The 15,712-nt window shown below is 41.4% G+C and carries 16 protein-coding genes; 3 read left to right on the top strand and 13 right to left on the bottom strand.

The features are described 5' to 3' along the window. Nucleotides 1–2 precede the first annotated feature (2 nt). The 6 genes from fabF to G7Y42_RS13365 all read right to left on the bottom strand — a co-directional run bounded on the left by fabF (nucleotide 3) and on the right by G7Y42_RS13365 (nucleotide 4,728). On the bottom strand, nucleotides 3–1,238 hold the full coding sequence (fabF, locus tag G7Y42_RS13390; protein ID WP_165007026.1) for a beta-ketoacyl-ACP synthase II: 1,236 nt from the start codon (nucleotides 1,236–1,238) through the stop codon (nucleotides 3–5). An 18-nt stretch (nucleotides 1,239–1,256) separates the two neighbouring features. Next, a complete protein-coding gene (gene fabG, locus G7Y42_RS13385; RefSeq protein WP_165007023.1) occupies nucleotides 1,257–1,994 on the bottom strand; it encodes a 3-oxoacyl-[acyl-carrier-protein] reductase in 738 nt (245 codons plus the stop codon). A gap of 10 nt (nucleotides 1,995–2,004) precedes the next feature. After that, nucleotides 2,005–2,925: an ACP S-malonyltransferase gene (fabD, locus tag G7Y42_RS13380; RefSeq protein ID WP_165007020.1), complete on the bottom strand. Its 921-nt coding sequence runs from the start codon at nucleotides 2,923–2,925 to the stop codon at nucleotides 2,005–2,007. 105 nt (nucleotides 2,926–3,030) lie between these two features. Then, entirely contained in the window at nucleotides 3,031–3,255 is a 225-nt protein-coding gene (locus G7Y42_RS13375; RefSeq protein WP_067480862.1) for an acyl carrier protein, read from the bottom strand. A 60-nt stretch (nucleotides 3,256–3,315) separates the two neighbouring features. After that, nucleotides 3,316–4,278, bottom strand: coding sequence for a beta-ketoacyl-ACP synthase III (locus G7Y42_RS13370; RefSeq protein ID WP_165007017.1), 963 nt, complete (start codon nucleotides 4,276–4,278; stop codon nucleotides 3,316–3,318). A gap of 9 nt (nucleotides 4,279–4,287) precedes the next feature. Continuing rightward, nucleotides 4,288–4,728, bottom strand: a complete 441-nt coding sequence (locus tag G7Y42_RS13365) for a MarR family transcriptional regulator (RefSeq protein ID WP_165007015.1) — start codon at nucleotides 4,726–4,728, stop codon at nucleotides 4,288–4,290. Between the two features lie 306 nt (nucleotides 4,729–5,034). Between G7Y42_RS13365 and G7Y42_RS13360 the strand changes: the two genes are divergently transcribed. Continuing rightward, complete coding sequence (locus tag G7Y42_RS13360) at nucleotides 5,035–5,997, top strand: GIY-YIG nuclease family protein (RefSeq protein ID WP_165007012.1); 963 nt, start codon at nucleotides 5,035–5,037, stop codon at nucleotides 5,995–5,997. A gap of 57 nt (nucleotides 5,998–6,054) precedes the next feature. Here G7Y42_RS13360 and G7Y42_RS13355 read toward each other — a convergent pair whose 3' ends face one another. The 6 genes from G7Y42_RS13355 to G7Y42_RS13330 form a co-directional block, all read right to left on the bottom strand. Next, a complete protein-coding gene (locus G7Y42_RS13355) occupies nucleotides 6,055–6,285 on the bottom strand; it encodes a YkuJ family protein (protein WP_165007009.1) in 231 nt (76 codons plus the stop codon). 85 nt (nucleotides 6,286–6,370) lie between these two features. Beyond that, complete coding sequence (locus tag G7Y42_RS13350) at nucleotides 6,371–7,258, bottom strand: NAD(P)-dependent oxidoreductase (RefSeq protein ID WP_165007006.1); 888 nt, start codon at nucleotides 7,256–7,258, stop codon at nucleotides 6,371–6,373. Nucleotides 7,259–7,346: 88 nt separating this feature from the next. Further along, nucleotides 7,347–8,570, bottom strand: coding sequence for a glycosyltransferase family 4 protein (locus G7Y42_RS13345; RefSeq protein WP_165007003.1), 1,224 nt, complete (start codon nucleotides 8,568–8,570; stop codon nucleotides 7,347–7,349). A 17-nt stretch (nucleotides 8,571–8,587) separates the two neighbouring features. Continuing rightward, nucleotides 8,588–9,637, bottom strand: a complete 1,050-nt coding sequence (locus tag G7Y42_RS13340) for a glycosyltransferase (RefSeq protein ID WP_206215467.1) — start codon at nucleotides 9,635–9,637, stop codon at nucleotides 8,588–8,590. A 172-nt stretch (nucleotides 9,638–9,809) separates the two neighbouring features. Continuing rightward, nucleotides 9,810–11,537: a phosphoenolpyruvate--protein phosphotransferase gene (gene ptsP, locus G7Y42_RS13335; RefSeq protein ID WP_165006997.1), complete on the bottom strand. Its 1,728-nt coding sequence runs from the start codon at nucleotides 11,535–11,537 to the stop codon at nucleotides 9,810–9,812. Continuing rightward, entirely contained in the window at nucleotides 11,537–11,803 is a 267-nt protein-coding gene (locus tag G7Y42_RS13330; RefSeq protein ID WP_002287602.1) for a phosphocarrier protein HPr, read from the bottom strand. Before G7Y42_RS13330 ends, ptsP begins: the two co-directional genes overlap by 1 nt. Nucleotides 11,804–12,344: 541 nt before the next feature. On the opposite strand from G7Y42_RS13330, the gene G7Y42_RS13325 reads away from it, so the two are divergent. Further along, a complete protein-coding gene (locus G7Y42_RS13325) occupies nucleotides 12,345–14,579 on the top strand; it encodes an ATP-dependent Clp protease ATP-binding subunit (protein WP_165007082.1) in 2,235 nt (744 codons plus the stop codon). Nucleotides 14,580–14,856: 277 nt separating this feature from the next. Further along, nucleotides 14,857–15,177, top strand: a complete 321-nt coding sequence (locus G7Y42_RS13320) for a DUF1827 family protein (protein WP_165006993.1) — start codon at nucleotides 14,857–14,859, stop codon at nucleotides 15,175–15,177. A gap of 92 nt (nucleotides 15,178–15,269) precedes the next feature. Here the strand turns inward: G7Y42_RS13320 and G7Y42_RS13315 are convergent, their stop codons facing one another. Beyond that, nucleotides 15,270–15,500 (bottom strand): flagellar motor switch protein, encoded by a 231-nt coding sequence (locus G7Y42_RS13315; RefSeq protein ID WP_165006990.1) that lies wholly within the window; start codon nucleotides 15,498–15,500, stop codon nucleotides 15,270–15,272. Between the last annotated feature and the right edge of the window lie 212 nt (nucleotides 15,501–15,712).

The raw sequence follows: 15,712 nt of genomic DNA, 5'->3' as shown, positions 1-15,712 counted from the left end.
CATTATTCCTCCCAGCGTTTCATACAAAGAACCGCATTGTGTCCGCCAAACCCTAAAGAATTACTCATTGCATACGTCAATTCTGCAGGTTTGCTTTCGTTTTTCACTACATTCAGATCAATTTCCGGATCTTGTTTTTCTACGTTGATTGTTGGCGGGATGAACTGATGCTCTAAGGCTAACAGAGTCGCTAATGCTTCGATACCGCCGGCTGCCCCTAGAAGATGTCCAGTCATCGATTTCGTGCTGCTGACATATGTCTCTTTGAATCGTTCACCCAGAGCAAGCTGAATCGCTTTTGCTTCTGCCTGATCGTTCGCCGGTGTACTTGTTCCGTGTGCATTGATGTAGCCGACTTCTTCTGGCTGTATCCCAGCTTCGTCCATCGCTAATTTCATCGCTTTCGATGCACCGCTTCCGTCTGGTGTCGGAGCAGTCATATGATATGCGTCGCAGTTTGCACCATAGCCGACGATTTCTCCGTAGATCTTTGCGCCCCGAGCCTGTGCATGTTCCAGTGATTCGATGACTAGGATACCTGCACCTTCGCCCATGACGAATCCATTTCTGTTTTCATCAAACGGGATCGAACCGCGATTAGGATCAGTTGATTCTGACAAAGCGGTCAATGCAGCAAAACCTGCGATCCCCATTTCACAAATCGTAGCTTCCGTCCCTCCAGCAAGAATCACATCAGAATAACCATGTTTGATATTTCTATAAGCTTCTCCGATCGAATTCGTCCCACTGGCACATGCAGTAACGATCGCTGTACATATTCCTTTGGCACCTACGCGTAAAGCAATGTTCCCAGCAGCCATGTTTGCGATCGACATCGGTACGAACATCGGCGAAACTCTTTTCGGTCCTTTTTCGTGTAGCCGGATCACTTGGCTTTCGATTGTTGGCAGACCGCCGATTCCTGAGCCGATAATGACACCAAAGCGGTCCTGATTCATTTTTTCTTTGTCTAAACCACTCATGTCCAATGCTTCTAATGCAGCATAAATACCATAGATGGAGAACATATCCATTCGTTTGCTGTCTTTTTTGACAAAATATTTATCAAAAGGAAAATCTTTCACTTCCCCTGCTAAAGTGATGCCTGTTTCAGAAGCATCGAATTTAGTGATGGGCGCGATGCCGTTTGTTCCTTTTTTCAAACTTTCTAAAAAGCTGTCAGCGTCATTTCCGATTGGTGAAGTGACTCCGTAGCCGGTGATTACAACTCGATTCATTGATCCGCTTCCTTTCTGTTATCCGTGCATGACCAGTCCGCCATCTACGTTGATGACCTGGCCTGTGATATATGGACTTTTTGCTAAGAAAACTGCTGTCTGCGCAACATCTTCTACCTGCCCGAAATGCTGCATCGGGATTTGTTTTTCCGCCTGCTCTTTTACTTTGTCCGGTAAAACATCTGTCATATCTGTCGTAATGAACCCGGGTGCAATCGCATTACAGGTGATTCCTCTCGTTGCTGCTTCGCGGGCAACTGATTTTGTGAATCCGATGACACCAGCTTTACTTGCCGCATAATTTGCTTGTCCGATGTTCCCCATCAGTCCAGAAACACTCGAAAGATTGATAATGGCACCTTCGCGCAGTTTCATCATTCTTTTCAAGACATGCTGCGTCATATTGAATGTTCCTGTCAGATTGATTTCAAGACATTTTCTGAAATCTTCTGCGTCCATACGCAGAACAAGTTTGTCATTAGTGACTCCTGCATTATTCACTAAGATATTCACTGGTCCGAGTTTGCTTTCAGCTTCTTTGATCATCTCACCTGCTTTTTCGTAGTCTGAGATGTCGCCAGAAACACCTACGCACTTTACACCAAATGCTTCGATTTCTTCGATTTTTTCTGCTGGGATCTCTCCTCTGCCATTCAATACGATATTCGCTCCTGCTTTTGCGAACGCTAAAGCGATTGCTTGACCAATCCCTCTTGTACTACCTGTGATGAATACATTTTTCCCGGTTACATCCATGGCTTGCCTCCTAAGATAATTTTGTGATTGTTTCTTCGAATGTCTGTTGATTTTCTACACGTAGAACAGGTATCGTTTTATCGATTTTTTTCATGAAGCCGCTTAAGACCTTTCCTGGTCCGACTTCTATCACTTGCTCGATACCAAGCTCTTTTAATTTTTCGATACTTTCATAAAACCGCACCGGCTTCATCACTTGCTGTTCAAGCAGGCTAGGTATCGTATGCTTCGTCATTACTTCAGTGGTCGTATTACTGATCACTGGGATAGCGGGCTCTGAAAACTGGATTGCTTCAAGCGCAACTGCTAGCTTTTCAGCTGCGGGCGCTAGGATAGCTGTATGGAATGGGCCACTGACATTCAGCGGGATCATCCGTTTTGCCCCTTTTTCCTGCAGTAAAGAGATGGCGGCATCTACTGCCTTTTCTTCGCCGCCAATGACGATTTGCTGTGGCGTATTGTAATTTGCCGGAGAAACGATCCCGTACTTACCAGCTTCCTGACAGCTTTCTTCGATCAGCTCGATCGGTGTGTTCATCACGGCGACCATTTTCCCGCTTCCAGCAGGTGCAGCCTCGGTCATGTATGCTCCTCTTTTCGCCACTAATTCCACGGCTTCATCAAATGTTAATGCACGGCTAGCAACTAATGCAGAATATTCACCTAAGCTCAGTCCTAAAGCGGCATCTGGTGTGACCCCGTGTTCTTCCAATAAACGAAAAAAAGCGACGCTGACGGTCAAAATCGCAGGCTGTGTGAATTGTGTCTGGTTCAACCGGTCGTTTTCCGAAAAACACAGTTCAGCAACATCGTATCCTAAGATCCTGCTTGCTTCATCAAATGTTTGTTTGACAATGGTTTCTCGATAAAGATCTTGTCCCATTCCCGGATATTGCGCGCCTTGCCCGCTAAATAAGAATGCTGTTTTCATCTTTTTTCTCCAATATGTTTAGGATAGTTGTTGATCGAATTATTCAAAAAGGCCAAGACATCCCTTTTTAGGAAAATGTCCCAGCCCCCAACCTAATCTTGATGATTATGCAGTTTGTTTTTCAACGTAAGTGACTAAATCTTGAACTGTTTTGATGCCGTCTTCTGTTTCGATCTTCACATCAAATTCGTCTTCGATCTCATTGATGATTTGGAACAAGTCCAAGCTATCTGCTTCCAGATCTTCCTGGATGTCTGTCGTCAATTTGATTTCGTCTGTTTCTTTCCCTAATTCTTCTGCAATAATTTCTTGAATTTTTTCGAATACCATGTGATCTATTCCTCCGATATTGTTTTCATTTTTAATTTTTATCATTTATGATTTATCAGCTTACAGCTCGATGAGGATGCTTCCCCATGTTAAACCGCCACCGTAACCTGTAAACACTATTTTTTCTTGATTTCCTAAGGTGATCGTCCCACTCGATACAGCTTCGTCTAATAGGATCGGGATACTTGCAGCAGAGGTATTTCCGTATTTATCCATATTCGTCAGAAACTTTTCTTGCGGTATCTTTACTTTTCGAGCGATTTTTTCAATGATTCTAAGATTCGCTTGATGCAAAAGCAGATAATCAACTGGTACATCTTTTGTGATTTCCTGAATGTTCACTGCAACATCTCGGACAGCAAAATCAAAAATATCTCTTCCGATCATTTTCAAATAGTACGAACCTTCTGAATCTTCTGAATAGAACGGGTTTTTATTTGCATGATAACCTGCCGTTAACGAATTGCTTCGTTTTCCGTCTGCTGAAAGCTTTTCAGCGAGTATTTTTTTCTCAGGTCCTGCTTCTAGTAAAACGCCGCCTGCTCCATCTCCAAACAAAACAGCTGTTGTACGATCTGACCAGTCGATGAGTTTCGATAAAGTCTCGCCACCTATGACCAATCCTTTTGAAGAGCCGCAACGAATCATTTTTTCAGCCATACTCAACGCATAGACAAAACCAGAACACGCTGCACTGATATCAAAAGCAATCGCTTTTACTGCTCCTAGCTTTCCTTGTACTTGCGCAGCCACAGATGGTGTGGTGTAATCCGGTGACATGGTCGCTACGATTATGAAATCTAATTCTTCGGGAGCCAGGTTTCTTTTTTTCATTAATTTTTTCGCTACTAAAAAGCAGAGATCAGAAGTTTCTTGATCCGTCACGCATCGTCTTTCTCTGATACCTGTTCTGGATGAAATCCATTCATCCGAGGTGTCCATCATGTTGGAAAGATCATCGTTCGTGATGATCTTTTCAGGAAGGACACTTGCTGTTGCCGTGATCGTTCCAAATTGTTCCATTAAAAATCCTCACTTGTAGTCTTGCAAAAAGTCATGCAAGTTTTTCAACGCATCCAGCAAGGCATGTTGTTCTTCAGTAGCCATCCCGTCTAAAATGTTTTTGACCATTTCACGATGAAAGTGTTGGTGTACCCGGTATAAAAGCTTGCCTTTTTTCGTCAAGCCAAGTTTCACTACACGTCGGTCATCTTCACTTCGGATCCGTTCAACATAACCTTTTCTTACTAACTTGTTGATAGCAGTGGTCAAGGTCCCAACAGTAATCGACAGTTCTTTGGCTACTTCTGAAGTCGTTTTTTTCTTATACATCCCGATCGCCTCGATCGTGTGCATCTCCGTGATAGATAAATCTTTGAATTGGGATTTTTTCAATTCCGATTCTTCGATTGTCAAGATATCATTGAATACACTGACGAGATAATCATTTACTGTTTTTAAATCTGGTTCCATGATCCACCATCCACTAATTAGTTTGATTATCAAATCTTTTGATGTTCAAACTATATCTTAACTTTTTTCAAAATGCAACCTCAAAACATGATTTTTTTCGATTATAAGAATTTTTTAATCCTGAACTCATTTTAAAATCCCTAAGAACAAGCATCTTTGCTATTTATTATTAAAAAGACTTACCGCTAAAATATTTTGACTATCAAAGTATTTTTGGGTCACAACATTTCCAAATGCCGGATCACTTGTTGCTTTTTCTGAAATCTGCTATAGTTTCTCTGATTACATCCACATCAAGGAGAGATTATGTTAAAAGAAAAAGTCAGGAGCCTCCCTCTTCTTCCAGGTGTCTATTTGATGAAAGACCAGGAAGGAGCAGTCATCTATGTAGGAAAAGCAAAACGGCTCAAAAATCGTGTAAGCAGCTATTTTCATCACAATAAGCAGCATTCAAAAAAAGTGCTGCGTATGGTACGCCATATTGCAGATTTTGATTTTGTCGTTGTCGATACAGAATTAGATGCTTTGCTACTGGAATGCCAGCTCATCCAGTATTATCGTCCTTTTTACAATCGACAGATGAATTATTTCAGCAATTACAATTATTTACATATCTCGGAAAATGGTCTCTTTTTGTCTAATACACCGTCTGCCCGTACGTATGGCCCTTTTCGTCTATATAAAAAGATGCCTTCGATCTTGCGTATAATAGAAGAGACCTATCAGATGCCATGGCTTTCCGAAATCAGTCAACTGGCGTTGCGTGCGCAGTTACCTGAGATCCAGGCTTTGTCTTTTGATCAGAAGAAAAAAGAGATCCAAGGAATGCTTCAAGGGAGGAACAAGAAGCTGTTGATGTATCTGAAAAAACGCCAGCACCATTTTATCCAGCAGCTGAATTTCGAAAAAGCAGGACTGCTCCAGCAAGAAATTGAATTGGCGACTTATTTCTTGCGTCGTATCCAAGAACAGAAGCGTTTTTTAAGAACCCCTCGCCTCACCTATGCGATGCCGCTTGCTGCAGATGAGAAAAAGATGAAACACTATCTCATCTGCTATGGTCAACTGGCAGAAACAGTCATTCTTCCTTTTGGCGAAGAACCTCGTTTTTATTATGAGACCGGAGAAAAAACATTAGCTTTGAAACGCCAGCTATCAAAAGAAGAAATCGATCCTGTCCAGATCCTGATCAGCTATCAAAAGAAGCTGCAGCAGGAACGGACAGCCATTACTGCTTTTAAAAAGGAGGCTGGAGCACAACTAAATTAGTTGTGTTCCAGCCTCCTTCAAGCATTCTTCACTTAAAATACGGGTAATCGCACGAGCTTATTGGATTAAGTCATAGATTTCCATTGCAACGATATCGATATTATCGAATTCATATTGCTGATGTGAATCTGTCTCAGTTAATTCAAATGTTTCGGTCGCTTTATCATAAGTTACTGTACACTTCTCTACGCCTTCTTTTTCAAAGCGTCGGACTTGCAGTTCATTGTCTGCTGATTCGACCATAGCCTCCAGTCGTTTAATGATTGCGACTAATTGTGAATGTGTCATCGGAGGTCCTCCTTTTCTTATTTCTGTTATATTGTATCAAAAGCATAGCAGACTTGCATTGATTTTCTCTAAAAAAACCAGTTTTTTATGATTTTTTTTCAGGCTTCTGCCCATTTGGCCACCAGAGTTTGATCAATGCTTGCGTCCCATCGTTCTCAAATCCTTTATCTGCCAGCTGTTCATATAGATCTAGCGCTTGTTTGGTCGCTGGAAGGGTCAAAGATATTTTTTCTGCTTCATCTAATGCAATCTTTAAATCTTTGATAAAATGCTTCACGAAAAATCCAGGTGTATAATCTTCTCGCAAGATCCGTGGCGAATAATTGCTCAAAGACCAGTTGGCAGCACTTCCCCCTGACAACGTCTCGATCACCTTTTCTAAATCAAGACCGTTCTTTTGTGCATAGACAAGCATCTCTGTCATCCCTGTCATCGTCCCTGCAATCATGATCTGGTTCGCCATTTTCGTATGCTGCCCTTTCCCTGCTTTTCCATGTAACGTGAATGTCGTACCAAATTCACGGAATAGTGGCAGGATCTGTTCATAGACAGCTTCTTCTCCGCCGACCATGATCGTCAGTGTCCCGTTTTTAGCGCCTAGATCCCCACCTGACACTGGTGCATCTAAAGCAGCAGCCCCTTTTTCTGTGGCTGTTTCAGCGATGCGTTCAGCTAATGTCGGAGTGCTTGTCGTCAAATCGACTAAGACCTTGTCTGAGACATCTGCAGTAAAGATCCCTTCCTCTCCATAGTAAATCGTTTCCACGTCTTTCGGATAGCCGACCATGGTGAATACGACTTGGCTGTTTTCAGCAACGAGTTTAGGAGTATCCGCCCAAACCGCACCTTCTTTGACCAGTCCGTCTGTTTTTGCTTTCGTACGGTTATAAACAGTTACTTCATGTCCTGCTTTTTGCAAATGGCGAACGATGGCACTTCCCATTACGCCTGTTCCGATAAATCCCAGTTTCATTTCTTTTACCTCCTAAAAAATAAAAATCCTTGCTTCTATGCTAGTATACGCTAGAAACAAAGATTTTTTTAGAATAAATGTCTGATTTTTATCGTTTAAATGAATTTAATTTGATCTTGATCCGTTCGATCGAGTCTTCTTCTTCTTTTCTTCGCAGCTCTTGTTCATGATAAACCACCATATCCTGATAAAATTCGATCATCGCTTCACCAAAATGAGTTGAAGAGATATCATATAGCTTGTTTTCCAACACCTTCGGATCATGAGGCACTTTGCTGGCGATATAATCAATAAGTGCTGGTGCAAAGTCTTCGTCCGTTTCAAATGTTTTTCCTAATGAAGGATGGTCGAACAAACGGTTCAAATAAGCATTTCCTTCTACCACGCAAGGTGTTCCTGCTGCCATTGCTTCTGTGTACGTAAGTCCTTGTGTTTCTGAAGTTGAAGCACTGACAAAATAATCGGCTGCTTTGTAATATAGCGCGACGTCATTATTGTCTACTTCACCGGTAAACTGCACTACATCTTCTAATTCGAGCTCTGCGATCAGATCTTTCAATTCATCCAGATAAGGACCTTTGCCGACTATGACCAGCCGTGCATTCGGATAGGCCGCAAGAATCTGCGGAAATCCTTGGATCAGTGCCTGAATATTTTTTTCATAAGAGATCCTGCTCAGCGAAAGGATCATGATTTGATCTTCCTTGATATGCAATGACCGTCTCAATGCACTGATCTCCTGTTTGGTGATGTCTGATCGTTTGAATTTTTCGATATCGATACCAGTCGGAATCACTCGCAAAGGAGCTACGACTCCATATCCACGCAAAGTGTCGATCACTCGTTCACTTGGGCACACGACACCCGTTGTATGGTTCGCAAACAATCGTGACAAATATTTGACATGCGATTGCCGGATGACTTTTCCCTTGCCGATATAATGCAGGTAGTCTTCATACATTGTGTGATATGTATGGATCAATGGTACTTTCAATTTCTTGGCAACCATTTTCCCGAGTATCCCTGCACCGAATTCTGTATGGGTATGGATCAGATCCAATTCCAGTTCTTTCGCAACTAAATAAGCGTACCACATTCCTCTAACAACTACTCTGCGGTCTTTGAATGAAATAAACGGTACACTTGGCATACGAATGACATCTTTTTCCATTTTGTCCGCATTCGGGTCAGTCGTTGTAAAAATATATACTTCATGTCCATTTTTTTCCAGTTCTTCCTTCAATGTCTTGATGGACGTGGCCACTCCGCTTACCTGCGGAAAATAGGTATCGGTAAAAAAGCCGATCTTCATGTTTTTTCGCCTCCAGACTACCTTTTTATTTCCTTAATGTTGTTCAATTTACTAGAAGCTTGCTCTTCACCCATGACTTCTTCGTATACTTGCCGGAGCTCTTCTCCGATTTTTTTGATACTACGGTCCTGAGCAGTGGCATAACCGGCTTCTGTTAGATTCGGTACTTCTTCTTGGATGATCTGGTGGATCAGTTGAATAAATTCTTCGTTTGTTTTTCCCATGTAACAATTCTTTTTATTTTCTAGCCATCCCGCATAAACTGGGATATCACGTACCAGAACATTTTGTCTACTTGCCAATGCCTCCAAAACTACGATGCCTTCTGTTTCCTCATAGGATGGGAAAAAGAATAAATCTGCTCCGGAATAGGCACCTTCGATGATCTCTCCACGAATATACCCTGGGAACAATACGTTGTCCGGGTGATCTTCTTTCACGATTTTTCGAATATGACGAGGAATCGAATACATTGGCACATGTCCGAACCAGATAAAAGTGTATTCCGGCATTTGTTCAGCAATCTTGACAAAATCGATGATCCCTTTTCGTGCAAAGAACAATCCGACACAAATGATCACTTTCTGGTCAGGTGAAAATTTGAAATACTCCCTGAATTTGCGCTCTTTTTCTGGATCAGGCTGATATTTAGCCAAATCGATCCCATTTGAAATCGATTGGATTGGCACATCTATCCCATAGCTTTCCAGCAGTGTTTTCGAATAAGGTGTGGGCGTGATCAGATAGTCTGCTTTTTGATATAAGCCCACTAAATATTTTTTGACGATCGGTGCCAACTGATTGGAACCAATAAATGAATTTCGAAAGTCTTCTTCGGTCGAATGTGCATGATACACGACTTTCTTTCCTTCTTTTTTTGCTTTATTGACCATAGCATGACTATTGATACCATATGTATTGATGTGCAGGATATCAAAGTCTTCTTTATTATCTAATGTATAGGGAATACCTACCTCTTTAAGCGCGCGTTTCTGATGATCGAGCGCACGCCCGATTCCGGATTTCGCAAGTATTTTCTCGCTTTCAAAATATAATAATACCTTCACCCTACGTCCCCCTTCACCCCTATAGTATAACATAGCGATGGAGCTGTCACTCAAACTTAAGCCCTATTTTTTTCTAAATCCGAACAAAGGGAGCGCTTTATTTCTCTATTTATTAAAAAAATAAAAAAACCGATACGGCTAATCGAATAGTCGTATCGGTTTTATGTTCGTTCTATTTTACGTATTCATTGACAAGCTCAACGACTTCTTCCATTGTATCGCATTCTTTCAACGCGCGATCTGCAAGTTCTGCCATTTTAGCTGTGTCTAAACGTTTCATCAAACTACGTGTTTTCAGAATAGATGTCGCACTCATTGAGAACTCATCTAATCCCATACCGACTAGTAAAGGAACAGCTGTTTGATCGCCAGCCATTTCTCCACACATACCAGCCCATTTACCTTCAGCATGTGCTGCATCGATCACGTTTTTGATCAAACGCAAGATAGATGGGTTATAAGGTTGGTACAAGTATGATACACGTTCGTTCATCCGGTCAGCTGCCATTGTGTATTGGATCAAGTCATTCGTACCTACTGAGAAGAAGTCAACTTCCTTCGCAAACTTATCTGCTAAGACAGCTGCTGCTGGGATCTCGATCATGATACCGACTTGGATCGTATCAGATACTTCCACGCCTTCACTGACCAATTTTTGTTTTTCTTCTTCAAAGATTTGTTTTGCTGCACGGAATTCTTTGATCGTAGCAACCATTGGGAACATGATGCGCAAGTTTCCATGAACAGAAGCACGAAGCAACGCACGCATTTGTGTACGGAACATTTCGTCTCCTTGCTCAGATAAACTGATACGCAATGCACGATAGCCTAAGAACGGATTCATTTCGTGTGGCAATTGCAAGTAAGGCAATTCTTTGTCTCCACCGATGTCCATTGTACGAACAACGACTGGTTTACCTTCCATGCCTTCCAATACGGCTTTGTATGCTTCGTACTGATCGTCTTCTGTCGGGAAGTCTGGTGAATCCATATAAAGGAATTCTGTACGATACAAGCCGACTGCTTCCCCACCGTTATTGTGTACGCCAACTAAGTCTTTTGGTGTACCGATGTTTGCTGCCAACTCAAAATGTTTGCCGTCTGCTGTCACTGTTTCAGCATTCTTCAATTTTTCCCATTCTGCTTTTTGCGCAGCATATTCTGCTCCTGCTTTTTCAAATGAAGCTTTCTGCTCGTCTGTAGGGTCGATGATCACATCGCCTTCGATCCCATTGACAGCGAGAATATCGCCTTCTTTGACTTTAGCAGTGATTTCTTTCGTCCCAACAATCGCAGGGATTTCTAGAGAACGTGCCATGATCGCAGAGTGAGAAGTACGTCCGCCGATATCAGTTACAAACGCTTTTACAAAGTTGCGGTCTAGCTGTGCTGTATCACTTGGTGTCAAATCGTGTGCGACAACGACCACTTCTTCGTTGATCATTGAAGGATTTGGCAAAGTAACACCTAATAGATGTGCTAGGATACGTTTTGCAACGTCACGGATATCTGCAGCACGTTCTTGCATGTAAGCATTGTCTTCCATTGCTTCGAACATGCCGATATACATATCGGTTACTTCTTTTAGTGCTGATTCAGCGTTTACGCTGTTGTCTTTGATATTTTGTTTAATCTGCCCTACCATTTCAGGGTCTGAAAGAACCATTAGATGTGCGTCAAATACTTGCGCTTCTGCTTCACCTAAGCTTTGCGCTGCTTTTTCACGAATTTGCTGCAATTCTTCAGTAGATTTCGCCAACGCATCGTCTAAACGTGCTTCTTCAGCTGAAGTGTCTTCTACTGTTGTCTTACTGAATGTTAAATCCGGTTGAACTAGCAGGTAAGCTTTTGCAACGGCCACGCCGTCGCTAGCGGCAATCCCTTTTAGCATTTCAACCATTATTCAGATAAGCCTTCTTTCTTCATTGTTTCTACGATAGCAGCCATTGCGTCAGCTTCGTCAGCACCTTCTGCAGTAATAGTAACATCAGAACCTTGGCCTACACCTAAAGACATAACGCCCATGATAGATTTCAAGTTTACTGATTTACCTTTATACTCTAAGTTTACATCAGAGTTAAATTTGCTTGCTGTTTGTACTAATAATGTAGCTGGACGTGCGTGGATCCCAGTTTCTGCTACTACGTGAAATTCTTTCTTTTCCATATTAATCGGTCTCCTTTAAGTGAGTGTTGTTTTTATGTGAGGGTTTTCTTTTTTAGTAATTCAGAGAATCCTAATAAGTGTCACCCTTTCATCTGTAAAGATTACCATTTTTTCTAGTGAGATACAACAGTTTTCAATCAAATTCAGTTAAAAGTGTACAATTTATTTTTGTTGCTTTCCCTTTCTTTTCTATAGTTTTTATAACGAATGTACTCATTCCGCTTTTTTCAGGCGATCTGATATTTTAGTTATTTATATAGTAAGAAAGCTATTTTTATTCGTCCCGTGAACACTTTTTCTCTTTTTATAAAAATATCAGATCTGAAAAATCTCAGTTTAACTAGTCAAGTACTCAAATCAATTACTTGCGTCTTGCAAAAAATTCAGTATAATTAGAATCAAAGGTCAGGAATGGTCAATCGAATCTTTTACCTTTTCCGCCTCTTAAATCCCTTAAAATCAAGGGTTATTCTTTTACCTCATGAAAAACGAGTTGTAAAATGAAGATGTACCCATTTTTGTGAAAGGACGTGAATCATTCATGCTTTGTCAAAACTGCGGCAAAAATGAAGCAACAATTCACTTGTATGCCACTGTCAATGGACAGCGTACGCAACTTGACTATTGTCAGAGCTGCTATCAAAAAATCAAAAATCAGCAAAATGGAGGTCTGACCAATATGGCCCAAAATGATCCTTTCGGCTTTGGCAGCTTAGACGATCTGTTTCGTTCCATGTCTCGCCAAATGCAGCAGCAAGGAAATTATGATCAAACACCGCCTACTCAATTCGGCGGAGGAAATAATTTTAATGGCGGTCAACCGCCTCAAGGCAACACCGAAGGACTCTTAGGTGAATATGGAATCAACATCACCGAACAAGCACGTCAAGGCGATATCGATCCAGTCATCGGACGTGATGATGAGATCAAACGTGTTATCGAGATCTTGAATCGCCGAACAAAAAACAACCCAGTACTGATTGGTGAACCAGGTGTCGGTAAAACGGCCGTCGTCGAAGGTCTTGCACAAAAAATCGTGGATGGCGACGTACCGCAAAAATTAATGGATAAAGAAGTCATTCGTCTGGATGTCGTTTCTTTAGTTCAAGGAACAGGTATCCGTGGACAATTTGAAGAACGCATGCAAAAACTGATCGAAGAAATCAGACAAGCGGAAAATGTCATCTTGTTCATTGATGAAGTGCATGAAATCGTAGGTGCTGGCTCTGCTGGAGATGGAAACATGGATGCTGGGAATATCCTGAAACCAGCTTTAGCTCGTGGCGAGTTGCAAATGGTCGGAGCAACGACCCTGAATGAATATCGGATCATCGAAAAAGATGCAGCTTTGGAACGCCGGATGCAGCCTGTCCGAGTGGATGAACCTACTGTTGAAGAAACTATCAGTATCTTAAAAGGACTGCAAAAACGTTATGAAGATTATCATCATGTGAAATATACAGATGAAGCGATCGAAGCTGCTGCGATCTTGTCCAATCGTTATGTCCAAGATCGATTCTTACCTGACAAGGCGATCGACTTGTTGGATGAAACTGGCTCGAAGAAAAACTTGACGATCCAGATCGTCGATCCAAAAACGATCGATAAGAAACTGCAAGAAGCAGAAGAACAGAAAATGCAAGCTTCAAAAGAAGAAGATTTTGAAAAAGCTGCGTACTACCGCGACCAGATCAATAAACTTCAAAAAATGAAAGAACGTCAATTGACGGATGAAGAAACACCTGTCATCACAGAAAAAGACATGGAAACAATCGTCGAACAACGAACAGGTATCCCAGTTGGCGAATTGAAAGAAAAAGAACAAACACAATTGAAGAATCTGGCAAACGACTTGAAAGCTCATGTCATCGGACAAGACAATGCAGTGGATCGTGTCGCAAAAGCGATCCGTCGTAACCGTGTCGGTCTGAACAAAAAGAATCGTCCAATCGGTTCTTTCTTATTCGTCGGTCCAACCGGTGTCGGAAAAACTGAGTTAGCCAAACAATTAGCATTCGAACTATTTGGTTCAGAAGATTCCATGATTCGTTTCGATATGTCTGAATATATGGAAAAACACAGTGTGTCGAAATTGATCGGTTCTCCTCCAGGCTATGTAGGTTATGAAGAAGCTGGTCAACTGACTGAAAAAGTCCGCCGTAATCCTTACAGCTTGATTTTGTTAGATGAGGTCGAAAAAGCTCATCCAGATGTTTTGCATATGTTCTTGCAAATTCTAGATGATGGCCGGTTGACAGACGCACAAGGTCGAACAGTCAGCTTCAAAGATACGATCATCATCATGACAAGTAATGCTGGTACAGGTAAAGTGGAAGCAAATGTCGGATTCGGCGCTGCTCGTGAAGGAGTTACCCGGTCTGTATTGAATCAGTTGAACAACTACTTCACACCAGAATTCCTAAACCGTTTTGACGGGATCATCGAATTCAGTGCATTATCGAAAGAAAATCTGATGACTATCGTTACTTTGATGCTAGATGATGTCAACGAGATGCTAGCTGCACAGCAGTTGCATATCGAAGTACCGACAAACGTCAAAGAAAAATTAGTTGATCTTGGTTATGATCCATCGATGGGTGCACGCCCACTTCGACGGACTATCCAAGAACAGATCGAAGACGGAATCGCAGAATTCTATCTTGACCATCCTTCTATCCATGACCTGAAAGCAAAATTGGACAAAGAAGGCAAAATCATCATCACTTCTAAACCAGAACGCTTGGCAAAAGAAGGAACTAGCGAACCTGCTGAATAACTGAGATCGATTCAACAAAAATCGAGGAGCTGTGACAAGATACTTGTCCCAGCTCCTTTTTTCGAATAAATGGTGTTCCAGAGACAGCCTATCGGCAATAAGGCACGATTTTGTAAAATATGGGAAGCTGTTTTTGAAACTGTTCCTTCTGCCTCAGAGTTAAACGGCAGGCTCACAACCTGTTTCTTTCCAAAAAGTCAAAATACTGTTCATTTTATTAAAAAGAAATTATAATTGAGTTAAGTTATATCAATTTTACATAAATGAGGTGAGCGCCATGAAATTAGTCAATGTAACGAATAGTCATTCACGTTTAGTATTGAACCAGCTTGAAAATACAGATGCGCATATGGTCAAAGTCTATACAGCAGGAAATACGACAGTCGTCTACACAGAAGCTCCTGAACATAACGAAATCTTGCTGATCAATGAAAACCGCAATGTCCGACCACAAGAAATCGAAGAAATCAAAAACTATTTTCTAAATAAAATCCATGACGCAGATTACCACGAAGATGAAATCAAAATTATCGAATTAGCCGGCTTAGTTGAAATCTCTATACCGAAGCATAATACGAAAGCTGAAGTGGCGATGTGAAACATTTAATCCAGAATAGATAAACGACCAGCGTTTTCTGTATCCACTGGTCGTTTATTTTTTTGCTTCATCAATTAAGCGCTTTTATTTTTCTATTCTGTCGTTTTGTTCTTGTTTTTCCTGCTTTTTTGTTCTTTATTCTGTGTTGGTCTTTCTTTTTCAGTTTCGCCTTTCACCTGTTTCTCTTTTTGGATGATTGCTCGCACTTCCTGCGCGATTTTTTCGTTTTGATGCCAGTCTTTAATATCTAGCAACCGACACAGCCGTTGCATCTCTGCTTTTTTCTGCTGCTTTCTTCTCTTTCTTTCCAGTTCTGTCTCCATATCGTTCACACACCTTTCTTTGTTTAAATATATATACGCAAAATAAATCTGTATTTTTTTGTAATTAGATATTTTTTATTAAAATAATCATAACCACCCTTCAAAAGGGTGGTTTGCACCAGGGCTATAAGCCCTTAACACCGGCCAGCGCCTAAAGACGCTGGCTCTCTCATTTCATGTTCAAGCCATATTGCCTTTGCCACTTTTGCCCA

This window comes from Enterococcus sp. ZJ1622 (assembly GCF_011038845.1).
GTDB lineage: Bacteria > Bacillota > Bacilli > Lactobacillales > Enterococcaceae > Enterococcus_B.
The sequence above is the reverse complement of the archived record's forward strand: the minus strand, read 5'-3'. Positions and strand labels throughout refer to the sequence as shown.